Here is a 22,701-nt window from a genome sequence, read left to right as displayed (position 1 = left end):
CCACTCGCACCCGAACCCGCCCCCACCCTCGGCAACAGCAAAGGGCCCCCGGAGTCTCACCCCGGGGGCCCTTTCGGCTGAACCTAGCGGAGCGCCTCCGCGTCCTCGGCCGCGTCGCTCGGCTCTCCCTCGGCCGCCACCTCGTCCCGGGACTCACGGGGGGAGGGGATCTCGTTGGCGAGGCGGGACTCCATCCGGACCCGGCGGTCGTCGGCCTTGGCGCAGAGCGTCCGGACGGCCGCGCCGAACCGGACGATGGACGGCGGGTCCGACGGACCGAGCAGCTGCTCCTTCAGATCGGCGCGGGCCTTGGTGAAGTGGTCCTTCTCCGGGTTGCGCACCGCGTCCAGCAGCCCCGGCACCTCACGCGCGTCCGGAGTGATCACGACACCAGCCGACACGGTCGGGAACGCCGTGCGGAACGCCGCCTCCGGCAGCCCGGAAGTGTTGCCCACGGCGTACGGCTTCTCGCTGGACAGCCAGTCCGACACCACCGACGAGACATCGCTGATGAGCAGGTCGGACGCGTTGAAGCAGGCGAAGATCGCGGGCCGGGCCTCGGTGATGACGAGGTGCTCCCACTCGGGGAACGACGCCCAGTACGCCTTCTCCCAGGCCAGAGTGGCCTCGGCGATGGCCGCCTCACGGTCACCGCTCGGCGTGCCCTGGAGCAGCATCCGCTCCATCTCGTCCGCGCTGGGCCGGAACGACGTCGACGTCAGCCTGTCCAGCTCGGCCGTGCGGCGCGCCAGCTCCTCGGTGGCGTCGGCACCCGGCCGGGCCCCCGAGCGCTTCGTGTTGGCCTCGCGGATCATCGCCTTGATGCGCTCGTTCGCGGCGCCCGCGCGCGGGTCGACCGAGCCGGTCATCGGGTGCGGCTTGTACAGCAGCCGTACCTTGTCGTCGGCGAGCAGCGCGCGGACGATGTTCTCACCGGCCAGGACCACCGAGGTGTTGCCGGGGTTGCCGTCCCAGCCCTCCCAGGTGGGGGCGTACAGGACGGTCGTGTACGTGCCGGTCGGCGGGCCCGCGTAGGGGCGGATCGGGGCCAGCTGCGGGCGGCCCACCTCGACGATGTCCTTGTCCTCGACACCGACCTCGGCGAGCGCGTACCGCTCGCGCGCGGCGGGACCGGCGACCCACACCTCGTCGTACGCCTTCGCGTACGGGTTGCAGGAGGACAGCTTGTCGCTCTCGCCGTGGTTGATGAAGGCGTGCTTGATGGTGGGGATCCGCAGCACCTGGGAGGTCTTCGCGGCGTTCGCCGGGTGCAGCATCATCTTCAGGGTCGAGTTCTCCAGGGAGAACATCGTCGCGACCTTCGGGAAGCAGATGATCGGGACGTCGGTCGCGTCGATCTTCTGGACCATGAAGCGCTCACGCAGCACGATCAGCGGCTTGTCCAGCTGCGACAGCGTGGAGAGCCACATGTTCGCCTGGTACGCCGAGGTCGTGCCGCCGGAGAAGTACATGGCGACCGTCGGCTGGTAGCGCTCCAGCCACGCGTCCAGCCACTCCATGACCTGCTGCTCGCTCCTGGCCCGCTTCTTGGGCAGCAGCCAGGTCGCCAGGTACGCCGTGCCCCCGACGAGGAGGGTGAGGCCGAAGCCGAGGCCGAGACCGCCCCAGGTGGCGTCCTTCGTGGCGGCCGTGGTCAGCAGACCGGCGGTGATCGGCAGCGAGAAGGTCAGCAGCCGGTGGGCCTGGCGGCGGGCCAGGATCCGCGGCGGGGCGGCGGTCAGGCGCAGCGCGGAGGCGTCGATGTTGCGTGTGACGATCGGCAGCGTCCGGCTGCGGCGGACCAGCACGGAGACGCCCTGGCAGGCGAAGTGCACCGCGTAGAAGAGGCACAGGCCGACCAGCAGGGGTGCCTGCTCGCGCAGCGGGTCGATGCCGTCGATGCGCAGCAGGCCCACGAGGATCAGCATGTCGCGCAGCAGCTGGCGCACCAGCGCGTCGAAGCGGACCTTGCCCAGCATCGCGAGGAGTCCGGGGTCCCGGTACTGCAGATACGTGTCCAGGACGAGGCCCGCCGCGCCGGCGGCGACGAACAGAGGAATGTTCGGCAGCAGCGCGGAGACGATCTGGACCGTGAAGAGCGCGAACATCGCGAACAGCGCTGACAGCTGCACGATGCGGCGGGGTACGAGGCCTGCGGAGGGCACGGGCGGGGCTCCTGCGGAGGGTGCGACGGACGGAAGGGGGGAATGAGAGTAGTGGGGGTGGCCCGCCACGGTGCGCGCACCCCCGGGCGCCTTCCGACCCAGGAATGCCGCGCGAGATGAGGAAGGCTGATCCTGACCGTATGACCTAGGGCGGTCGAGGAGCAATCTCCCGTGAGATCAGTCACCAGTAATCGGGCATATCGCCCCGAATCCCGAGGTGTTTCTCACGTTCCGCCCCGTGGGGGCTCCGCGCCGGACCGGGTGGACGCGTGCCGTCCGCCCCTCGAAATGAGGACGCGTCCGGCCCGGCCGCTCCCGTAGATTGCGCACTGCACACACCGGGCTGGTTCGGAACATTGGGGATACAGGTGTCAGCGGCAAGGCAGGGAGTGGCGCAAGCCCACCGGATCGTCGTCAAGGTGGGCTCCTCGTCGCTGACGACGGCCTCCGGGGGCCTCGACGCGGACCGGGTGGACGCCCTGGTGGACGTCCTCGCCAAGGCCCGCAGTGGGGGAGAGCGGGAGATCGTCCTCGTCTCGTCCGGTGCCATCGCCGCCGGGCTCGCGCCGCTGGGCCTGCGCCGCCGCCCCAAGGACCTCGCGCGGCAGCAGGCCGCCGCCAGCGTCGGCCAGGGGCTCCTGGTGGCCCGCTACACGGCCTCCTGCGCCCGCTACGGCATCCGCGTCGGCCAGGTGCTCCTCACCTCCGACGACATGAGCCGCCGCTCCCACCACCGCAACGCCTCCCGCACCCTCGACAAGCTCCTCGCGATGGGCGCGCTGCCCGTCGTCAACGAGAACGACACGGTTGCCACGGACGAGATCCGCTTCGGTGACAACGACCGTCTCGCCGCCCTCGTCGCCCACCTCGTCCGCGCCGACCTACTGGTCCTGCTCTCGGACGTCGACGGCGTGTACGACGGCGACCCCAGCCGTCCGGGCACCTCGCGGATAGCGGAGGTACGGGGTCCCGAGGACCTCGCGCACGTGGAGATCGGCAGCGCGGGCAAGGCCGGCGTCGGCACCGGCGGCATGGTCACCAAGGTCGAGGCGGCCGGGATCGCCACAGGGGCGGGCATCCCCGTGGTCCTGACCAGCGCCATCCACGCCGCGGACGCCCTCGCCGGCCGAGACACGGGCACCTACTTCCACCCCACCGGCAAACGCTCCGCCGACCGGCTGCTGTGGCTCCAGCACGCGTCCACCCCGCAGGGCGCGCTCACCCTGGACGACGGCGCCGTGCGCGCGGTCGTCGAGCGCCGCAAGTCCCTGCTGCCGGCCGGCATCGCGGCCGTCGACGGCGACTTCAGCGCCGGGGACCCGGTCGAGCTGCGCGACGGAGCGGGCCGGGCCGTGGCCCGCGGGCTGGTCAACTTCGACGCCAAGGAGATCCCCCAGCTGATCGGCCGCTCGACCCGGGAACTGGCGCGCGAGCTGGGTCCCGCGTACGAACGAGAGGTCGTACACAGGGACGACCTGGTGCTCCTGCATCCCTGACCAGCCGCCCCGCGAAGGGTCCCGCACCACGGTCCGCGGCGGTGTGCGTTCCGTAAAACCGCCCCACGGAGCCCTTGAGCCTGCTCAACTTTGTCCCAGGGGCATTCCGCACCACCCCATGCGAAGCCCGCATCGTTGCGAAGGAGGCCGTGGTGAGACGAGTGCGCCCCGGGGCTACGGCGTCCCGTGGTGGTGGTACCTCCCGTGCGGCAGGCGAGGAGCGGACGCTCACCAGCGTCACCTCCTCGGACGCGTACGAGGGCGGCGCCGAGGAGCCGCAGGACCTGCCCCGGCTGTGGCACGTCACGCTGAGCGTCTCCGGGCCCGAGGCCCCGCTGAAGGAGGTGCGGCGCGGCTTGGAACAGCTCGCCCACGACCACCCCTTCCTGCTGACCAGCCGCTACGCCAACGACCACGCCGAGATCCGCTACTGGGAGGAGGCCCGCGACCTCCATGACGCGGCCGCCGTCGCCCTGCGTCTGTGGGGCGAGCACCGCCGCACGGCCGGACTGCCGCCGTGGGAGATCGTCGGCCTGGAGGTCATCGACCGCCAGACCTACCACCAGCGCATCGCCGAGGGCTATGGCCTCCCACCGGCGGCCCGCGTAGGCGTCCACCCCTACTAGGGCACCCCGCGCGTGGGCGCGTCCGGGGGGCGTCTCGGCTTGTGGGACAGCGACTGGGGCCGCCTCCCGCGGCGCACTACCCTTCCCTTATGACCACGCTCTCGCCGTACGACTCCATGTCCCCGGTCACCCGGGCCGCCTATCGCGCCAAGGCCGCCGCCGCCGACCTCGCGCCGCTCCCGCGCGCCGACAAGGACGACGCGCTGCTCGCCATCGCCGACGCGCTGGAAGTCCGTACGAGTGAGATCGTCGAGGCCAACGCCAAGGACATCGAGCGCGCCCGCGAGGCCGGCACCAGCGAGTCGGTCATCGACCGGCTGACGCTCACCCCCGAGCGGATCCGTGCGATCGCCGCCGATGTGCGCGACGTGGCCGCGCTGCCCGACCCGGTCGGCGAGGTCGTCCGCGGCTCGACCCTGCCGAACGGCATCGACCTGCGCCAGGTCCGCGTCCCGCTCGGTGTCGTCGGCATCATCTACGAGGCCCGCCCGAACGTCACCGTCGACGCCGCCGCCCTCTGCCTGAAGTCGGGCAACGCGGTCCTGCTGCGCGGCTCGTCCTCCGCCTACGAGTCCAACACCGCCCTCGTCCGCGTCCTGCGCGACGCCGTCGGCGGCGCCGGGCTGCCCGCCGACGCCATCCAGCTCGTCCCCGGCGAGAGCCGTGATTCCGTGCGCGAGCTGATGCGCGCCCGCGGCCTGGTCGACGTGCTCATCCCGCGCGGCGGCGCCTCCCTGATCCGCACCGTCGTCGAGGAGTCCACCGTCCCGGTGATCGAGACCGGCACCGGCAACTGCCATGTCTATGTCGACGCCAACGCCGACCTCGACACGGCGATCGAGATCCTGATCAACTCCAAGGCCCAGCGGGTCAGCGTCTGCAACGCCGCCGAGACCCTCCTGGTCCACCAGGACATCGCGCCCGAGTTCCTGCCCCGCGCCCTGGACGCCCTCGCCGACGCCGGCGTCACCGTCCACGGCGACGAGCGCGTCCTCGCGTACGCCAAGGAGACCCGCGCCACGGTCGTCGAGGCCACCACGGAGGACTGGGAGACCGAGTACCTCTCGTACGACATCGCCGCCGCCGTCGTCGACTCGCTGGACCGGGCCGTGGAGCACATCCGGCTGTGGAGCTCCGGGCACACCGAGGCGATCGTGACGACCTCCCAGCAGGCCGCCCGCCGCTTCACCCAGTTGGTGGACTCCACGACCGTCGCCGTCAACGCCTCCACCCGCTTCACCGACGGCGGCCAGTTCGGCTTCGGCGCGGAGATCGGCATCTCCACCCAGAAGCTGCACGCCCGCGGCCCGATGGGCCTGCCCGAGATGACCAGCACCAAGTACATCGTCACGGGCGACGGGCACGTTCGCCGCTGACATCCGGCCGACACCCGGCGCGTACGGCGCCCGGCGGGGCGTACGCGCCTCGTGGGGCGCCGGCCCGTTCCCGGGAACGACCGGCGACCCGCTGAGCAGAACGGATGAATTTCCTTACCGTCTGCCCAAATTGACCACCCCGGTCTACTCTGGATCCGTGCCGGAGGACGTGGGGGGCACGCCGTTCCCTGACGGCTGGGAGCCCGACGACGACCGCGACCGCGGAGGTATGGACGAAGAGTTCGCCTCCGTGGTCTTCGACGAGGACTTCGTACGGGCGGCCGTGGTCCATGAGCCGACCGCGGTCGAGAGGCTGCTCGCCGCCGCGGAGGCCCGTGCCGCGGCCCAGGAGGCCGAGGCCCGCAGGGCCCACTCCAGAGGCCCCCGCGGCGACGACTACGACGACGGCTTCGCCGACGGCCCGGACTTCGGTCACGACCCCGACCTCGACGACCCCGAGATCCTGGAGGGCCGCTTCGGCTCCGACGGGCCCTACGGCAAGCAGACCCGCTGGCACCGCCCCGTCGCCTGGCTCCTCGCCCTGGTCATGGGCATCGGCATGGTCGCGCTGGCCTTCACCGCCGTCTACCGGGGCGCCTCCTCCAGCCGTGGCGACGAGGTCCCGCCCCCCGCCACCACTGGAGTCGAACAGGGCACCTCGGCCGGCCCCTCGGCCTCCGCGGACTACTCCCAGCCGGCGGCCTCGGCGGCCCCGCGCCAACCCTGACAACCGGTTCGATGAGACGTTCGAAAACCTGGTGAGAACCTGTCAGAAGTTGTCGCGCACCTCGGCGTTTATCGGAGCTCCGGCAGACCTACCCTGAAGGTATGGGCGGGCCTGGAGACCCACCTGAGGGGACACCCGAGGGCACCCCCGGCGGTGGAGGCGAGGACGAATACCGATCCGTCGTGTTCGACGAATCGTTCGTTCGCGCTGCCCGTCTCCAGGAGTTCTCCGCCCAGGAACGCCTCACCGACCACGCCCCCGCCGTCCGCCGCCGCCCGCCCGTGCGCCGCGGCTTCTCCCGGCAGGCACTGATCCTCGTCCTGCTGATCGCCGTCGCCTTCGGCACCGCCATCTACATGGGCGTCCGCCATCCGTACCAACCCCGGGCCACGAGTCCCACCGAGCCGCTGCGGATGACGGTGATCCCGCTGGCCCCCCAGGCACCGGTACCGGGCGCCGACGACCCCGAAAGACTGTACGAAAACAGTCCGGCCGCCCACTTCCGCACCGGCGCCGACGGCATCACGATGCCGGCCACCCGCCGCACCGAGCACTTCTCCGACAGCCAGGTCGTCACCTCGCTGATCGTCGCCAAGGAGTACCTGGTCGCCTCCGCGCTCGACCCGCGGGTCCTCGCCGGCACCACCGTCGAGCCGGTACGACGGCTGCTCGACTCCGACCAGCTCGACCAGTTCGACCAGAGCTTCGACCACCCCACCGCGGACGGACGCCACGCGCCCACCGGCTGGCTGGTCCGCTTCGACCCCTCCCGCGCCCAGCTCGCCGACACCAGGATCCGCGTCCAGGGCACCCTCCAGGCGGCGGAGTTCGACTCCGGCACGCTGGAGGTCGTCGCCGCGCACACCTTCGTGTACGCGCTGCGCCCGGTGGGCCCCCGGGCGGGGGCCGAGGCGTCCCTGTTCACCGTGCGGCGCGAGCTGCACTTCCGCTTCGACCAGGACGACCTGCGCACCCGCCAGGCCGAGGTCGTCGTCTCCTACGTCCAGGCCGGACCGCTGGCCTGCGCCGACGACGCCACGAACCATCTGCGGCCGCTGCTCGCCGGCCAGCAGGACAAGGCGGGCGGCCCGGCCGGCACCGACCCGTACGCCACCGGCGGCGCCACCGCCCTGTGCGGCTCCCTGGCCCAGAGCGCCCAGCCGAAGGTGTGACCACGACGCCGAAGGTGTGACCACGACGAAGCGCCCGGCCCGGAGGGGAACCTCCGGGCCGGGCGCTCTCAGCGCACAGGCGGTGTCCGCCGCGTCACTCGTCGTCCGGGCGCCTGTCCTCGGCGGTGTCCGTGCTCGTACCGCCGCCCGACGCCGTGCCCTCCGACGCCGTGCCGCCGGCCGCCGAGCCGCCGCCGCCCGCGAAGCCGCTGAAGCCGCGCCGCACCCGGCCGCCGAGGTCGCCCGCACCGCCCGCGATGTCCGTGACCAGCTTCATCAGCGGGTCCTTGGAGCTCTTCACGTGGTTCGTGTAGTGCTCCGCCGACTCACGGAAGGAGTCGGTCACCGAGGTGTCCCTGTCCTCGCTGCGCCGCGGGTAGTGGCCGTCCATGATCCGCTGGAAGTCGCGGGACTCCGCCCACTTCTTCAGCTCGGCCGCGCGCACGGTGGTGAAGGGGTGCGAGCGGGGCAGCACATTGAGGATCTTCAGCACGGAGTCGCGCAGGTCGCCCCCGGCCTCGTACTCCTCGGCCTGCGCGAGGAACGCGTCGACGTTCATCTCGTGCAGATGGTTGCCGCCCGCGATCTTCATCAGACCGCGCATCGAGGCCTTCAGATCCTGGCCGACCAGGAGTCCGGCACGGTCGGCGGACAGCTCCGACTTGCGGAACCACTCCCGCAGCGCGGTCACGATCGCCATGATCGCGAGGTTGCCGAGCGGGATCCAGGCGACCTTCAGCGCGAGGCTCGTCAGGAACAGCAGGATCGTGCGGTACACCGAGTGGCCGGAGAGGGCGTGGCCCACCTCGTGGCCGATGACGGCCCGCATCTCCTCCTCGTCGAGCAGCTCGACGAGCCCGGTCGTCACGACGATGATCGGCTCGTCCAGGCCGATGCACATCGCGTTCGGCTGCGGGTCCTGGTTGACGTACATCGGCGGGACCTTCTCCAGGTCCAGGATGTAACAGGCGTCCCGCAGCATGTCGTTGAGGTGCGCGAACTGCTGGTCCGAGACCCGTACGGAGTCGGACAGGAACAGCAGCCTGAGGCTGCGCTCGGGCAGCAGACCGCTGAGTGCCTTGAACACCGTGTCGAAGCCGCTGAGCTTGCGCAGCGCCACCAGCGCCGAGCGGTCCGCGGGGTGTTCGTACGCCCGCGAGGAGATTCCCTCGAAGCGCCTGCGCTGCCTGCTCGGCACGTTCTCGTGCCCGTTCTGCTCGTGGCTGTCGTCCGGCATGTTTCCCCCATGCGTTTGATTGCCCATATTGCCCCCGAAGCGGAGACCAGCCTAGGCGGAGTTACCGTGGCAGGGCATCAACCGTAAGGAGCGATCTCATGGAGCATCTCCCCCACGTCACGACGGCCTCCTGGTTCACCGAGGCCGCGGGCACCGCCGCCAAGGAGCAGGGCGCGGGAAACCTGCTGCGTGTGGTGCTGATCGTGATGGTCCTGGGGTCGGTCCTGATGGCCTGGTTCCTCCTGCGCGGATACAAGCGGGACGACTGACGGTACGGAGACGGAGCCCCGTCCGTTCATCCCGGGGCGGAGTCGGCGTGATCGCCGACGCGGCCCCCGCTTACGATGTGCCGAGTCTTTATCCCGATCCCACACGGATAGGTCCTGCCGACGATGAGCTTCCACAGCACCGCTGCCGACTTGGTCACTTTCGCCGCCGAGGGCGGCGGGGAGCACGGCGGCAACCACGAGAGCCTCAGCCCCTACCTGACCGGCGGCGGAGCCCTCTTCGCCCTGCTCCTGCTGCTGTGGATCACCACGCGCTTCAACCGGGACCGCTGATCCGCGCAAAAGGTCATTCGAACAGAGTGTGTCCGCCGGGCCGGTAGTGTCTCGACGCATGGGAGAGCAGGAACCGCCTACCGGTCCGGAGCACGACACGGCGAACGACCAGGCGCACGAGACCACCGGCGGCCGGGCCGACAGCACCGGCACGGCACCGGAAAACACCCCGTCGAACACAAAGCCGACGGGGCGCAGGCGCCTCGGCGTCATGGGCGGAACGTTCGACCCGATCCACCATGGGCACCTCGTCGCGGCCCAGGAGGTCGCCGCGCAGTTCGGTCTCGACGAGGTCGTGTTCGTACCGACCGGCCAGCCCTGGCAGAAGTCCCACCGCACGGTGTCGGCCGCCGAGGACCGGTACCTGATGACGGTCATCGCGACGGCCGAGAACCCCCAGTTCTCCGTCAGCCGCATCGACGTCGACCGCAAGGGCCCCACGTACACCATCGACACCCTGCGCGAGCTGCACGAACTCAACCCGGACACGGATCTCTTCTTCATCACGGGCGCCGACGCGCTCGGCCAGATCCTCACCTGGCGCGACGCCGAGGAGCTGTTCTCCCTCGCGCACTTCATCGGGGTCACCCGTCCCGGCCACACTTTGGCCGACCCCGGCCTGCCCGCGGGCGGGGTCACGCTCGTTGAGGTTCCGGCGCTGGCCATCTCGTCCACCGACTGCCGTGCGAGGGTCGCCAAGGGCGACCCCGTCTGGTATCTGGTGCCGGACGGAGTGGTGCGCTACATCGACAAGCGGCAGCTGTACCGCGGCGAGTGAGCCGAGAGGGGCACCGGTGAACGACCGATACGACGCTGGCCACGGGGGCGACCAGCCGTACGAACTCGTCGGCTACGACGAGTTCGGACAGCCGGTGTACCGACAGGCGCCCACCCAGCAGGTGCCTCAGCAACAGACGTACGACCCCTACGGGCAGCAGCAGGGCTACGGCCAGAACTACGGGCAGGGTGGTTACGGCCAGGGCTACGGGTACGACCCGTACGCGACCGGCCAGGTCCAGCAGCAGCCCACCCAGGGTTACGGCACCGCCTACGACACGGGCCAGCAGGCACCGGCACCCGCGTACGACCCCTACGACCCGTACGGGCAGACCGCGGTCACCGGCCATCAGGCCCCGGTCACCGAGCAGACCGCCCACATCCCGCATCAGACGGGCCCGCAGGAGACCACCGAGGACGGCGGTCCCGAGGCCGGTGCGAAGGCCGGCGACCCGGAGTACCGCACCGAGCAGTTCGCCTTCGTCGACCAGCCCGACGGCGACTCCGAGGACGTCATCGACTGGCTGAACTTCACCGAGAACCGCACCGAGCGCCGTGAGGAGGCCAAGCGGCGCGCCAAGAGCCGCATGATCGCCCTCGTGGTCGTGCTGGCGCTGGTCGCGGTCGGCGGCGTCGGTTATCTGTGGTTCGCGGGCGTGCTGCCCGGCTCCTCCGCCGACCAGAAGACCGGTACGACGACCGCCGCGGGGGCCCAGAAGCGCGACGTGATCGCCGTCCACCTGCACGACACCAAGAAGGGCGGCACCTCCACAGCGCTGCTCGTCGACAACACCACCACCAAGCGGGGCGCGACCGTCCTGCTGCCCAACTCCCTCGTCCTGACCGGCGACGACGGCACCACGACCACCCTCGCCAAGTCCGTCGAGGACGATGGCTCCGCCGGCACCCGCGAGGAACTCGACACCGTCCTCGGCACCGACATCGAGGGCACCTGGCGGCTGGACACCCCCTTCCTGAGCAACCTCGTCGAACTCGTCGGCAACATCGACCTCGACACCAACATCTCGGTACCGGACCCGGAGGCGAAGAAGAAGGGCGAGGCGCCCCTCGTCGCCAAGGGCGAGAACCAGACGCTCAGCGGCAAGATGGCCGTCGCGTACGCCACCTACCGGGCCTCGGGCGAGTCGCAGGACGCCCAGCTGAAGCGGTTCGGGCAGGTCATGCAGGGGGTGCTGCGCAAGCTGTCCTCCGATGCCCAGGCGGCCACGGTCACCGTGCAGACCCTCGGCCAGATCCTCGACCCGTCGCTCGGCGAGAAGGACCTCGGCGCGTTCCTCGCCAAGCTCGCCGACCGCGCCAAGGGCGGCGACTACACGTCCGAGCTGCTCCCCGTCCAGCAGGACGGCACCCTCAGCGCCGAGGACTCCGACAGCGTGGTCAAGAACCTGCTCGGCGGCACAGCCAGGAGCCCCGAGGCCGGGGACACCGTCCGCGTCGGCATCCGCAACGCCACCGGCGACAAGGACGCCACCGAACAGGCCCGCGTGGTCCTGCTCAACGGCGGCTACACCTTCCTCGACGCCGGCACCGTCGGCACCGCCGAGGCCGCCTCCCGGGTGCTCTACTCCGACGCGGGCCGCAAGCAGGACGCCGTCGAGGTCGCCAAGACCCTCGGCCTCCCCGCGAGCGCCGTCAAGAAGGGCGAGACCACGTCCAACGCCGACGTCACCGTCGTCCTCGGCCGGAACTACGAGACGACGGACCCGACGGGCACGAGCGGCACGGGTACGACGGGGACCACGGGCGCGGGTACTACGGGTACGACCGGCACCACGGGTGCCACGAGTACGACGGGTACGACCGGGACCACCGGCTGACCGTCACCCCCTCGGATCGGCAGCGATCGCGATCAGGCTCCGGAGCCGCCTCGACGGCGGTGCTCCGGGGCCTGATCGCTTAACCCGTGGGGCTGTGTCGGCGGTCCGTGAGACCCTTGTGGTAGCCCGTGAGGGTTCCTGACCGCCTACGGAAAGCCATGTAGTGACCGCCACCGACCGCTCCATCGAGCTCATCCACACCGCCGCACAGGCGGCCGCCGACAAGCTCGCGCACGACATCATCGCGTACGACGTCAGCGATGTGCTCTCCATCACCGACGCCTTCCTGCTCGCCTCCGCGCCCAACGACCGTCAGGTCAAGTCGATCGTCGACGAGATCGAGGAGCGGCTGAACAAGGAGCTCGGCGCCAAGCCGGTCCGCCGTGAGGGCGACCGCGAGGCCCGCTGGGTGCTGCTGGACTACGTCGACATCGTCGTGCACGTCCAGCACAGCGAGGAGCGCGTCTTCTACGCCCTGGAGCGGCTCTGGAAGGACTGCCCCGAGCTGGCGCTGCCCGCCGACGCGCAGGCCACCAAGGGCAAGGCCGCGGAGCACGCGAAGCTGCAGGCCGCCGAGGAGGCCGCCGAGCTGGGCGGTGAACTGCGATGACCACGGGGGCCGACCCGGCCGACCGCAAGGGCCGCGGGCGCCGGATCATCCTGTGGCGGCACGGCCAGACCTCGTGGAACGTGGAGCGCCGCTTCCAGGGCACCACCGATGTCGAGCTCACCGAGACCGGCCTCGGTCAGGCCCGCCGCGCCGCCCGGCTGCTCGCCTCCCTCAAGCCCGACGCGATCGTCGCCTCCGACCTTCAGCGCGCCGCGCGGACGGCCGCCGAGCTGGCCGCCCTCACCGGCCTGGAGGTCTCGCACGACGAGGGCCTGCGGGAGACGTACGCGGGCGTGTGGCAGGGCCTCACGCACGACGAGATCATCGCCCGGTACGGCGAGGAGTACGGCGCGTGGAAGCGCGGCGAGGCGGTCCGTCGTGGTGGCGGTGAACTGGAGACCGAGGTCGCCGACCGTGCCGCCCCCGTGGTGCTCCGGCACGCCGACAAGCTCCCGGAGAACGGCACCCTCGTGGTCACCAGCCACGGCGGCACCATCCGCACCACCATCGGGCGCCTGCTCGGCCTGGCGCCGCAGCACTGGGAGAGCCTCGGCGGCCTCTCCAACTGCTGCTGGTCGGTCCTCGGCGAGGGCGCCCGCGGCTGGCGTCTGTTGGAGCACAACGCCGGCACCCTCCCGGAGCCGGTGCTCGGCGACGACGACTGAGCGGCCGCGCGGGGCCCCGGCGGCGGGGCCGCGGCCCGGATTTCACTTTCCGGCAGGTCGCAGGCTAAAGTTCTTCTTGTTCGCCCCGCCGAGCGGGGCGAAACACCATACGGCTTCGGCCGCATGGGGCAAGGGGCTATAGCTCAGTTGGTAGAGCGCCTGCATGGCATGCAGGAGGTCAGGAGTTCAATTCTCCTTAGCTCCACAGATCGGACAGAAGATCCCGTTCCCGGCAGGGGACGGGATTTTTCGTGTGAGATCCGTGACCTTCTTGAGCGCGGGGCGCCTCACGGGCGTATACCTCTGCGGACGACCTTCTTTCCTGCCGCGTGTCCGGACTGGTACGAAGGCGTCGCTGACCGTATTGGTCCGGCCGTGGCAGAATCAAACGGCCGGAAGGGGCGCGGCCCGACGGGAGGGAGAAGCGATGCCTGCGAGCATCCGCGGGAAGGTCCACGACCTTCCCGCCGCTGTGATGATGCGGAGCAAGACCACCCTCCTGTGCCCTTCCTGCGGCTCGCTCCACGTTGCCCAAGTGCTCGGTGACAACGGAGGTATTTCCTACGTGTGCACGGCCTGCGGCCACAGCTGGAGCTGATCGATGGGCGCACACAGGAGGAAATGCGACTGGTGCGGCAGCGGCACCCCGATCGTCCGCGACATGGAACCCGTCAACGCCGACTACCAGTACTGGTGCGAGGAATGCGCACGGGCGCTGATCATAAAAGGCGACCCCATCGAGACGTACCGCGAGCTCGAGGGCGAGCCGATCTACGGCCGGCTCCTCGAGGAGCACTGCACGCTCAAGCGTTTCTACTCGTTCGTGACCGCCTGAGCGGCCGGGTGCCAACTCGACGCCTCAGTAACGGGCGTAATGCGCTGAAATCACCCATAAGGTGCGCCGGTCGGAAAGGATTTGGTGGTCGGCGCGGGGACCGGTAAAGTTGGCGATGTCGCCGGGGGAACCCGGCGGAAACAGCAAGGGGCTATAGCTCAGTTGGTAGAGCGCCTGCATGGCATGCAGGAGGTCAGGAGTTCAATTCTCCTTAGCTCCACAGACAAGACCCCGTCCAAGTGGACGGGGTCTTCGCGTTGTTGACGATGTTTCGGGATGCCGGCCACCGGCCGTGCGACAGGGCCCGAGTGGGCCTGTGGCGGTGGCCAGGGGGACGGAAAAGGGCGGGCCACCCCGTACCGGGGTGGCCCGCCCTCGCGTCGCTTCAGCGGGGCCTCAGCGGCCGCTGCCCAGAGCCCGGCGGCCGCGGCCCTGGGAGAGGACCGGGAGGTTGCGGGACGGGGCGTTGCCCCGGGTGTCCTCCTCGATGCGCAGGGCCAGCGCCGGGCAGCGCCGCACCGCGCGCAGCGCCTTCGCCTCGGCGTACTGCGGGACCTTCGCCTGGGCGACCGTGGGGAAGCCGTCGGCGCCCAGCTGGAAGACCTCCGGGAGGATGTCGGCGCACAGGCCGTGGCCCCGGCACAGCGTCCAGTCGACGAAGATCTTCTGGCGGCTCGCGCCGGACTCCTCCTGGCCCGCGCCGCCCGGGAGGCCCGTGGGTCCCCTGCCACCCTCGAACAGTGGCAGGACACCTTCCACGGGCCGCCCGCAGCCGTTGCCGAGGACATGGGCGGCGAGATCGTCGGTGAAGGCCTTGATGGTCGACTCCAGGAACATCGCGGAGCCGTCGGGGTGCGAGCACGCCCCGCGCCGCTTGACGTTCTTGGCGACCTGCTTGAGGGCCTCCAGGGCGGCCGGTCCGCCGCCGTTGAGGATGTCCTCCATGCCGCGCGCGGCGGCCGGCAGACCGAGGTAGCAGGGACCGCACTGTCCCGCGCTCTCCTCGGCGAGCCACTTGGCGACCTGGAGCGACTCGCCGAGAGGGCAGGTGTCCTGGCTGATCGGCAGGATCGCGCCCGCGCCGAGCGCACCGCCCACCGCGTCCAGGGAGTTGCGGGAGACGACCGCCTCGTTGACCGTCGCCGCGTCGATCCACTTGCCGTGGTAGCCGCCCGTCAGCACACCCTGCGGGACCGGCGGCGCGCCGGCGAGCTGCAGGATGTAGCGCAGCGGCACGCCGGTCGGGGCCTCGATCACCATGGGCCGGGCGACCGCGCCGGAGACGGTGAGCATGACGGTGCCCGGCTCGTCGTACAGGCCGGTGTTGCCGTACCGCTCGGCGCCGATGCGGGCGCCGATGGCGAGCTGGGCGAAGGTCTCCGCGTTCGAGAGCAGCGTCGGCGCGCCTCCGACACCGCTCTTGGACGCGCTGGTCTTGCGGCCGGGCGGGATCGCCGGGCCCCCGTCGATGGAACGGATCAGCGAGGCGGCCGCGCCCGTGACCATGCGGACCGGGTTGCGCTGCACGCTCGCGCGGATGGCCGCGCCGCGCCGGTTGCCGAGACCGCGCTCGGCGAGGGCGGCCTCCATCGACCGCTGCGTGGATTCACGTGTCACCCCGATGACCAGCTGGCGGGCGCCCAGGGCCTCCGCGACCAGCAGGGCTCCGTCCAGGATGAGGTGCGGGGCACGGTTGATCAGCACCGTGTCCTTGCGGCAGGCCGGTTCGTCCTCGCTGCCGTTGACGACCACGACCGGCCGGATGCCGCGCTTGATCGCCGACTCGGCGACCGAGCGCAGCTTCTTGTGGAACGGGAAGCCCGCGCCGCCCCTGCCCTTCAGGTTGATCCGCTCGGAGAGCTGGGCCAACTGCTCCCCGCCCATGGGTTCGAGCGGACCGTGCACCTTCAGGTGCATGGGGAGATCGAGTCTCTCGACGAGGTCGAAGCCCGAGGTGAGCTGGGGGAGCCCCACCACACGGACTTCGGGGACGTCGGGAAGGGCCTCGTTCACTTAAATCCTCCGGAAGGCGCGTTCCAGGGTTCGCCTGAGCCCGGCTGGTCGTATCCGGGCAGCGTTTCAGTGGCGGGACCGCTGTTGTACGTGTCGTTCGGGTTGTACGTGCCGTAGGGGGCGTTCGTCTCAGTGGTTCCGTAGGAACTTTCCGGAACCCCCGTGGGGTACGCCTCACCCTGGTACGTCTGGCCCGGGTACGCCTGTCCGCCGAGGGTCTGGCCGCCCAGGGGCTGCCCGGCGAAGGTGTCCTGCATCGGGTCGTACGACGACGGGGGCGCCTCGCCGACCGGCGGCGGGGACGGGGACGGCCAGCGCGTGCCCGTGGCCGGACCGTCGTCCAGACGGGGCATGGCCTGCGTGGGCTGCATGTCCAGCGGGGGCTGCTGCTGGGTCAGGTAGGGCGCCGTCGGCTCCGGGGAGCGCGGTGTCATCGACACGGCGCGGTAGGCCGCGGCGAAACCGGGGCCGTCGGCCGACGCGCCCGTGCGGGGCGGGGGCACGAGGCTGTCGCCCAGCGCGGGGCCCGGGGCCTGACCGCCGAAGCCCGGCAGGGGGAACTGCCCGGTGTCCCGCTTCTGGGAGTCGCGCGGTCCGTCCTCGCGGCGCCCGCCCGGGTCCTGGCGGGCGGCCCGGGACTTGACGAGTTCCTCGACCTCGGGGGGACGCTGGCCGTCGGTGCCCAGGATGGCCGTGATGCGCTCGACGACCTGCCGCTTGACCGAACGGGGGGCCGCCCGCAGCAGCAGCGCCGCGGCCACCGCGACCAGGCCCAGCGAGTAGAGGGTGACGAAGACCGGCTTGGCTTCGCGACCCGCGTAGAGTCCGTGCACGAGTGCGAAACACCAGGCCGCGTAGGCCAGCATGTGCATCGCCCGCCAGCGCGCCGCGACCTCCGCGGGTGAGGCGAAGTTGCTGCGCAGCGCGCCGGTGATGGCGACGAAGATCATCAGGGACCCGGCGGTCGCGCCGAAGCCGATGAGTGCGCCCGTACCCGTCACGCCGAGGGCGAAGGGGAACAGGGCGATCGCGGAGACGTGGTCCAGCGCCAGCTTGACGGTGACGTGGAGGACGAGGAACGCGACCGACGCGATGGCGGTCGTCCGGTGGACGGCCTGGCCGATGATCCGCTGGCGCACGCTGAGCAGGGTGCGGTCCTGGGCGACGAGTCCCCAGAGCACCGACAGGGTCAGCGACACCAGCGAGAGGACGCCCGCGCCGAAGTCGAGGAACTCACGGTACGCGTCACCTCCGACCAGCACACTTACGGGTATCAGCAGCAAAGCGGCAGCGGTCGCGATCCCATAGGCCGAACGGCCGGTCTGGGGCAGCGTGCTGTTACTGCGACGAGGGTTCATGGGGGCAACTCCGAACAGTTCGGGAAAGCGGTCCCGTCGTCGAACTGTAAGTGGTGCCAAACCGAGCAGTAGGTGGTTTGAGTTATTGCGCTGTTATCAAGGGCCAATCTCACATCGGTGATGTCCCTTAGTGGTTGTTACGCGAAGTAAGATTTGAACTTTGTTCAACTTTTTTGGCCGGATCCCGTGGCTGACACTCCACTGGTCCTGTCCGGTGACGGCCCGGAACCTCGTCGCGACGGCTGTGGACCCTGGGGTACCCTGAGCCCATGCGTGCCGTACGCCTTCTGCTTAGCGAGCCGCGCTGATCAGTCCCGACCGCCGATGAACGGCGTGGTCGGAATCGGCGCGGCGTCCCCTCCTGTGCGAGGGGATTTTTCGTTTCCGGACGACACCTACCGCTGGCAGAGACGATCGATGGAGCTTTGAGGATCATGAGCGAGACGAACCCCGCTGCCGCAGGAGCGTCGGTGGATACCGCGCCGCACCGCTACACGGCCGCCGTCGCGGCCGAGATCGAGGCACGCTGGCAGGACTTCTGGGACGCCGAGGGCACCTACGCGGCACCGAACCCCAAGGGCGACCTGGCGGGCGACCCGGAGCTGGCCGCCCGTCCCAAGAAGTTCATCATGGACATGTTCCCGTACCCCTCCGGTGCGGGCCTGCACGTCGGTCACCCGCTGGGGTACATCGCCACCGACGTCTTCGCCCGTTACCAGCGGATGACCGGCCACAACGTCCTGCACACCCTGGGCTTCGACGCCTTCGGCCTGCCCGCCGAGCAGCACGCCGTGGCCACCGGCGAGCACCCCCGGGTCACCACCGAGGCCGCCATCACCAACATGAAGTCCCAGCTGCGCCGGCTGGGACTGGGCCACGACAAGCGCCGGTCGTTCGCCACGATCGACCCGGACTACTACAAGTGGACCCAGTGGATCTTCCTGCAGATCTTCAACTCCTGGTACGACGACGAGGCGAGGAAGGCCCGCCCCATCGCCAAACTGGTCGCCCAGTTCGAGTCGGGTGAGCGCGCTGTGCCCGGTGGGCGCTCCTGGAACGCGCTGAGCGCCGTCGAACGCGCCGACGTCCTGGGCGAGTACCGCCTGGCCTACGCCTCCGACGCGCCCGTCAACTGGTGCCCCGGCCTGGGCACCGTCCTGGCCAACGAGGAGGTCACCGCCGACGGCCGCTCCGAGCGCGGCAACTTCCCCGTCTTCAAGGCCAAGCTGCGCCAGTGGAACATGCGGATCACGGCGTACGCCGACCGTCTGCTGGAGGACCTGGAGGAGCTGGACTGGCCCGAGGCCATCAAGCTGCAGCAGCGCAACTGGATCGGCCGCTCCGAGGGCGCCCGCGTCGACTTCCCGATCGACGGCGAGAACATCACCGTCTTCACCACGCGCCCCGACACGCTGTTCGGCGCGAGCTACATGGTGCTGGCCCCCGAGCACCCGCTGGTCGACAAGTTCACCCCGGCCGCCTGGCCCGAGGGCACCCACGACGTGTGGACCGGCGGCCACGCCACCCCCGCCGAGGCCGTGTCCGCCTACCGCGCCCAGGCCGCCTCGAAGTCCGACGTCGAGCGGCAGGCCGAGGCCAAGGACAAGACCGGCGTCTTCACCGGCTCCTACGCCACCAACCCCGTCAACGGCGAGAAGATCCCCGTCTTCATCGCCGACTATGTCCTGATGGGCTACGGCACCGGCGCCATCATGGCCGTCCCGGCGCACGACGTGCGCGACTTCGCGTTCGCGCGCGCCTTCGAGCTGCCGATCACCTGTGTCGTCGAACCGACGGACGACCGGGGCACGGACACGTCGGCGTGGGACGACGCCTTCGTCTCGTACGACGCGACGATCGTCAACTCCACCGGTGCGGGCGTCTCCCTGGACGGCCTGGGCGTCGTCGAGGCCAAGGCGCGCATCACCGAGTGGCTGGAGCGGTCCGGCATCGGCGAGGGCACCGTCAACTTCCGCCTGCGTGACTGGCTGTTCAGCCGCCAGCGCTACTGGGGCGAGCCCTTCCCGATCGTCTACGACGAGGACGGCGTCGCCCACGCCCTGCCCGAGTCGATGCTGCCGCTGGAGCTGCCCGAGGTCGAGGACTACTCGCCCCGCACCTTCGAGCCGGACGACGCCGACACCCAGCCCGAGACGCCGCTGTCGCGGAACGAGGAGTGGGTCGACGTCACGCTGGACCTGGGCGACGGGCCGAAGAAGTACCGGCGCGAGACCAACACCATGCCCAACTGGGCCGGTTCCTGCTGGTACGAGCTGCGCTACCTGGACCCGCACAACGACCGGCAGATGGTCGACCCGGAGATCGAGCGCTACTGGATGGGCCCGGGCGAGGACCGGCCGCACGGCGGTGTCGACCTGTACGTCGGCGGCGCCGAGCACGCCGTGCTGCACCTGCTGTACGCGCGCTTCTGGTCCAAGGTCCTGTACGACCTGGGGTACGTCTCCTCCGCCGAGCCGTTCCACAAGCTGTTCAACCAGGGCATGATCCAGGCGTTCGTCTACCGCGACAGCCGTGGCTTCGCGGTGCCCGCCGCCGAGGTGGAGGAGCGCGACGGCGCGTTCTACTACGAGGGTGAGCAGGTCAGCCGTCTGCTGGGCAAGATGGGCAAGTCCCTGAAGAACGCGGTCACCCCGGAGTCCATCTGCGAGGAGTACGGCGCCGACACCCTGCGCCTGTACGAGATGGCGATGGGCCCGCTGGACGTCTCCCGGCCGTGGGACACGCGCGCGGTGGTGGGTCAGTTCCGGCTGCTGCAGCGGCTGTGGCGCAACATCGTCGACGAGGCGACCGGTGAGGTCACGGTCGTCGACGCCGAGCCCGGCGAGGACACGCTGCGCGCGCTGCACAAGGCGATCGACGGGGTGCGCCAGGATCTGGAGGGCCTGCGCTTCAACACGGCGATCGCCAAGGTCACCGAGCTGAACAACCACCTGACCAAGGCGGGCGGCCCCGTCTCGCGGTCCGTCGCCGAGGCCCTGGTCCTGCTGGTCGCGCCGCTGGCCCCGCACATCGCCGAGGAGCTGTGGCGCAAGCTGGGCCACACCGACACCGTCGTCCACCAGGACTTCCCGGTCGCCGACCAGGCGTACGTCGTGGACGAGGCCGTCACCTGCGTCGTCCAGATCAAGGGCAAGGTCAAGGCCCGTCTGGAGGTCCCGCCGGCCATCTCCGAGGAGGAGCTGGAGAAGGTGGCCCTGGCCGACGAGAAGGTGGTCGCGGCGCTGGCCGGGGCACCGATCCGCAAGGTGATCGTGCGCGCGCCGAAGCTGGTGAACATCGTCGTCTAGGGCTGGTCGGGGCCGGGGGGCCGGGCCCGTGCCGGGCCTGGCGCCTTGGCGCCCCGGTGCCGTACGGCCGAGGGCGGTCGTGCGGTCGCTCGGGGTGATCCCCTACGGGCAGGTTCGGGGTTCTGTTGGAACTGTGGACCTGCCCGTTGCGTTTACCGTGGAAGAGCGCCGCAGTATGTGGCGTGCCGGTCGAAGGAGGAGCGCGCCGTGGAAGCCGTGATCGCAATCGTCGCCCTGCTCTTCGTGCTGTGCGTGGTGCTGGGCGCGTACGCCACGGTGAAAGCGGTCGGCGCGGCCAAGCGCGGCGTGGACCGCACGATCACCCAGGCCAAGCGGACGGTCGAGGACACCACCCTGCGCGCCAGGAGCCTCGCCCAGCCCGGCCCCGTCGGCCAACTCGCGGACCTGCGCCTGAGGTTGCGCACCTCGATGCGGGCCACCCAGGAGGCGCTCCAGGCGGGCGTCGGCGAGGACGAGTCCCTGAAGGAGTCCCTCGCCCTGTTCCAGCAGCTCAGCAGGCACGGCCGTGAGCTGGACGACGAGCTCAGGCGGTTGGAGCCCGAGCCGGACCGCGCGAAGCTGGTCCAGCGGCTGCCCGATCTGCGCACCCGCACGGAGAAGATCATCAAGTCGGCCGACGCCCTCCGCTGGGCGGCGCACGACCGGGCCCGCAAGTTCGCCGAGGACGACCTGGAGACGCTCAGCGCCCAGATCGACGTCGAGGCGGGCGCGCTGCGGCACTGGACGACCGATCCGTCCGAGCCCGCGCACGTCTGGCCCGAGGCGCCGAAGCCCGAGCCGACCGCCTCCGGCGGACAGAAGGTGCAGGAGAGCTCCGAGGCCCGCACCACCGAGGAGCCGCCCCGGCCGGCGATCACCCCTCCGGGACCGCGCCCGACGTATCCGTGGCAGAAGAAGCCACGCCCGGAGAGCACGACTTGATGAGGTGCGGCGCGGCCCGACGCGGTGGCGAGGCGGTCGGTGGGGCCGGGCTGCCGTCGAGGGGACTTGGCGGGTAACCTCCAGCTCATGTCCCGCCATGTCGCGATCGTCACCGATTCCACGGCCTATCTGCCGCCGCAGACGATGGAGCGTCACGACATCATCGCGGTGCCGTTGACCGTGGTCCTCGGCGACCAGGCGCTCGAGGAGGGCACCGAGATCTCGGCCCGCTCCCTGGCCCAGGCACTGCAGAAGCGACGGTCCGTCACCACCTCCCGCCCCAGCCCCGAGCTGTTCGCGGAGACCTACCGCAAGGTGGCCGAGGCGGGCGCCACGGGCATCGTCTCGCTCCATCTGTCCGCCGAGTTCTCCGGCACGTACGACGCCGCCGTGCTCGCGGCGCGCGAGGCACCCGTGCCGGTGCGCGTCGTGGACACCGGGATGGTCGCGATGGCCCTCGGGTTCTGCGCGCTGGCCGCCGCCGAGGCCGCGGAGGCGGGCGGCACGGTCGACGAGGCCGTCACGGCCGCCGAGAAGCGGGCGGCGGGTACGTCCGCGTTCTTCTACGTCGACACCCTCGACTATCTGCGCCGGGGCGGCCGGATCGGCGCGGCGCAGGCCCTGTTCGGCTCCGCGCTCGCGGTGAAGCCGCTGCTGCAGCTGGACGGCGGTCGCATTGAGCCGCTGGAGAAGGTGCGCACGGCCTCCAGGGCGATCGCCCGCCTGGAGGAGATCGTCGCCGAGCGGGCCGGTGCCGCGCCGGTCGACATCGCTGTCCATCATCTCGCCGCGCCCGAGCGGGCGTCGGCGCTCGCGGAGCGGCTCCGGGAGAGGGTTCCGGGGCTCGCCGATCTGCATGTGAGCGAGGTCGGAGCGGTCATCGGGGCGCACACGGGGCCGGGGTTGCTGGCGGCGGTTGTCTCTCCTCGGTGAGGGGTGGCGGGTGGCGGGCGACGGCTGACGGGTGACGCTCGGCGGGTGCCGGGTGCCGGGTGC

General features: G+C 70.8%; 20 protein-coding genes and 2 tRNA genes. 17 read left to right on the top strand and 5 right to left on the bottom strand.

The features are described 5' to 3' along the window. Window positions 1–83: 83 nt before the first annotated feature. A complete protein-coding gene (locus AOK23_RS32030; RefSeq protein WP_055716062.1) occupies window positions 84–2,165 on the bottom strand; it encodes a hypothetical protein in 2,082 nt (693 codons plus the stop codon). A gap of 389 nt (window positions 2,166–2,554) precedes the next feature. Between AOK23_RS32030 and proB the strand changes: the two genes are divergently transcribed. From proB to AOK23_RS32005, 5 genes are all read left to right on the top strand, one after another. Further along, complete coding sequence (proB, locus tag AOK23_RS32025) at window positions 2,555–3,661, top strand: glutamate 5-kinase (RefSeq protein ID WP_055716061.1); 1,107 nt, start codon at window positions 2,555–2,557, stop codon at window positions 3,659–3,661. 161 nt (window positions 3,662–3,822) lie between these two features. Then, a complete protein-coding gene (locus AOK23_RS32020) occupies window positions 3,823–4,287 on the top strand; it encodes a hypothetical protein (RefSeq protein WP_055716060.1) in 465 nt (154 codons plus the stop codon). Between the two features lie 89 nt (window positions 4,288–4,376). After that, a complete protein-coding gene (locus AOK23_RS32015; RefSeq protein ID WP_055716059.1) occupies window positions 4,377–5,663 on the top strand; it encodes a glutamate-5-semialdehyde dehydrogenase in 1,287 nt (428 codons plus the stop codon). 157 nt (window positions 5,664–5,820) lie between these two features. Further along, window positions 5,821–6,390: an SCO2584 family spore wall biosynthesis protein gene (locus AOK23_RS32010; RefSeq protein ID WP_055716058.1), complete on the top strand. Its 570-nt coding sequence runs from the start codon at window positions 5,821–5,823 to the stop codon at window positions 6,388–6,390. 101 nt (window positions 6,391–6,491) lie between these two features. After that, window positions 6,492–7,562 carry an SCO2583 family membrane protein gene (locus AOK23_RS32005; RefSeq protein WP_055716057.1) on the top strand — a complete coding sequence of 357 codons (1,071 nt, stop codon included), beginning with the start codon at window positions 6,492–6,494 and terminating at the stop codon, window positions 7,560–7,562. Between the two features lie 94 nt (window positions 7,563–7,656). On the opposite strand, the gene AOK23_RS32000 is transcribed toward AOK23_RS32005, so the two are convergent. Next, the gene (locus AOK23_RS32000) at window positions 7,657–8,799 is read right to left on the bottom strand and encodes a M48 family metallopeptidase (RefSeq protein WP_055716056.1); all 1,143 of its coding nucleotides are present in this window, start codon (window positions 8,797–8,799) and stop codon (window positions 7,657–7,659) included. Window positions 8,800–8,897: 98 nt separating this feature from the next. Here AOK23_RS32000 and AOK23_RS48650 point away from each other — a divergent pair, with 98 nt between their 5' ends. From AOK23_RS48650 to AOK23_RS31970, 8 genes are all read left to right on the top strand, one after another. Further along, complete coding sequence (locus tag AOK23_RS48650) at window positions 8,898–9,068, top strand: hypothetical protein (protein ID WP_169800356.1); 171 nt, start codon at window positions 8,898–8,900, stop codon at window positions 9,066–9,068. Window positions 9,069–9,191: 123 nt separating this feature from the next. Beyond that, the gene (locus AOK23_RS48645; RefSeq protein WP_099964502.1) at window positions 9,192–9,359 is read left to right on the top strand and encodes a hypothetical protein; all 168 of its coding nucleotides are present in this window, start codon (window positions 9,192–9,194) and stop codon (window positions 9,357–9,359) included. A gap of 58 nt (window positions 9,360–9,417) precedes the next feature. Then, window positions 9,418–10,137: a nicotinate-nucleotide adenylyltransferase gene (gene nadD / locus AOK23_RS31995; protein WP_055716055.1), complete on the top strand. Its 720-nt coding sequence runs from the start codon at window positions 9,418–9,420 to the stop codon at window positions 10,135–10,137. Window positions 10,138–10,153: 16 nt separating this feature from the next. Next, complete coding sequence (locus tag AOK23_RS31990) at window positions 10,154–11,974, top strand: LCP family protein (RefSeq protein ID WP_055716054.1); 1,821 nt, start codon at window positions 10,154–10,156, stop codon at window positions 11,972–11,974. Window positions 11,975–12,137: 163 nt separating this feature from the next. Continuing rightward, window positions 12,138–12,584: a ribosome silencing factor gene (gene rsfS, locus AOK23_RS31985; protein ID WP_055716053.1), complete on the top strand. Its 447-nt coding sequence runs from the start codon at window positions 12,138–12,140 to the stop codon at window positions 12,582–12,584. After that, on the top strand, window positions 12,581–13,249 hold the full coding sequence (locus AOK23_RS31980) for a histidine phosphatase family protein (RefSeq protein ID WP_055716052.1): 669 nt from the start codon (window positions 12,581–12,583) through the stop codon (window positions 13,247–13,249). Before rsfS ends, AOK23_RS31980 begins: the two co-directional genes overlap by 4 nt. Before the next feature lie 132 nt (window positions 13,250–13,381). Continuing rightward, window positions 13,382–13,454, top strand: a tRNA-Ala gene (locus tag AOK23_RS31975). A 396-nt stretch (window positions 13,455–13,850) separates the two neighbouring features. Beyond that, on the top strand, window positions 13,851–14,084 hold the full coding sequence (locus AOK23_RS31970; RefSeq protein ID WP_005479297.1) for a hypothetical protein: 234 nt from the start codon (window positions 13,851–13,853) through the stop codon (window positions 14,082–14,084). A 24-nt stretch (window positions 14,085–14,108) separates the two neighbouring features. Here the strand turns inward: AOK23_RS31970 and AOK23_RS48180 are convergent, their stop codons facing one another. Then, window positions 14,109–14,264 (bottom strand): hypothetical protein, encoded by a 156-nt coding sequence (locus AOK23_RS48180; RefSeq protein ID WP_157878218.1) that lies wholly within the window; start codon window positions 14,262–14,264, stop codon window positions 14,109–14,111. Here AOK23_RS48180 and AOK23_RS31965 point away from each other — a divergent pair. Further along, window positions 14,232–14,304 (top strand) — tRNA-Ala (locus AOK23_RS31965). The two genes, AOK23_RS48180 and AOK23_RS31965, sit on opposite strands and share 33 nt — an antisense overlap. Window positions 14,305–14,480: 176 nt before the next feature. Here the strand turns inward: AOK23_RS31965 and AOK23_RS31960 are convergent. Further along, window positions 14,481–16,097, bottom strand: a complete 1,617-nt coding sequence (locus tag AOK23_RS31960) for an NADH-quinone oxidoreductase subunit NuoF family protein (protein WP_055517675.1) — start codon at window positions 16,095–16,097, stop codon at window positions 14,481–14,483. Further along, a complete protein-coding gene (locus tag AOK23_RS31955; RefSeq protein ID WP_240496658.1) occupies window positions 16,094–17,455 on the bottom strand; it encodes a ferric reductase-like transmembrane domain-containing protein in 1,362 nt (453 codons plus the stop codon). The genes AOK23_RS31960 and AOK23_RS31955 overlap by 4 nt, the downstream gene beginning before the upstream one ends. A 434-nt stretch (window positions 17,456–17,889) precedes the next feature. On the opposite strand from AOK23_RS31955, the gene leuS reads away from it, so the two are divergent. The 3 genes from leuS (at window position 17,890) to AOK23_RS31940 (ending at window position 22,638) form a co-directional block, all read left to right on the top strand. Beyond that, entirely contained in the window at window positions 17,890–20,763 is a 2,874-nt protein-coding gene (gene leuS, locus AOK23_RS31950) for a leucine--tRNA ligase (protein WP_055716051.1), read from the top strand. 207 nt (window positions 20,764–20,970) lie between these two features. Further along, window positions 20,971–21,705 carry a hypothetical protein gene (locus AOK23_RS31945; protein ID WP_206336343.1) on the top strand — a complete coding sequence of 245 codons (735 nt, stop codon included), beginning with the start codon at window positions 20,971–20,973 and terminating at the stop codon, window positions 21,703–21,705. Between the two features lie 87 nt (window positions 21,706–21,792). Beyond that, entirely contained in the window at window positions 21,793–22,638 is an 846-nt protein-coding gene (locus tag AOK23_RS31940) for a DegV family protein (RefSeq protein ID WP_055716049.1), read from the top strand. Window positions 22,639–22,701 lie beyond the last annotated feature (63 nt).

Origin of the sequence: Streptomyces torulosus, assembly GCF_001419765.1 — a bacterium.
GTDB classification, from domain to species: domain Bacteria; phylum Actinomycetota; class Actinomycetes; order Streptomycetales; family Streptomycetaceae; genus Streptomyces; species Streptomyces torulosus.
The sequence above is the reverse complement of the archived record's forward strand: the minus strand, read 5'-3'. Positions and strand labels throughout refer to the sequence as shown.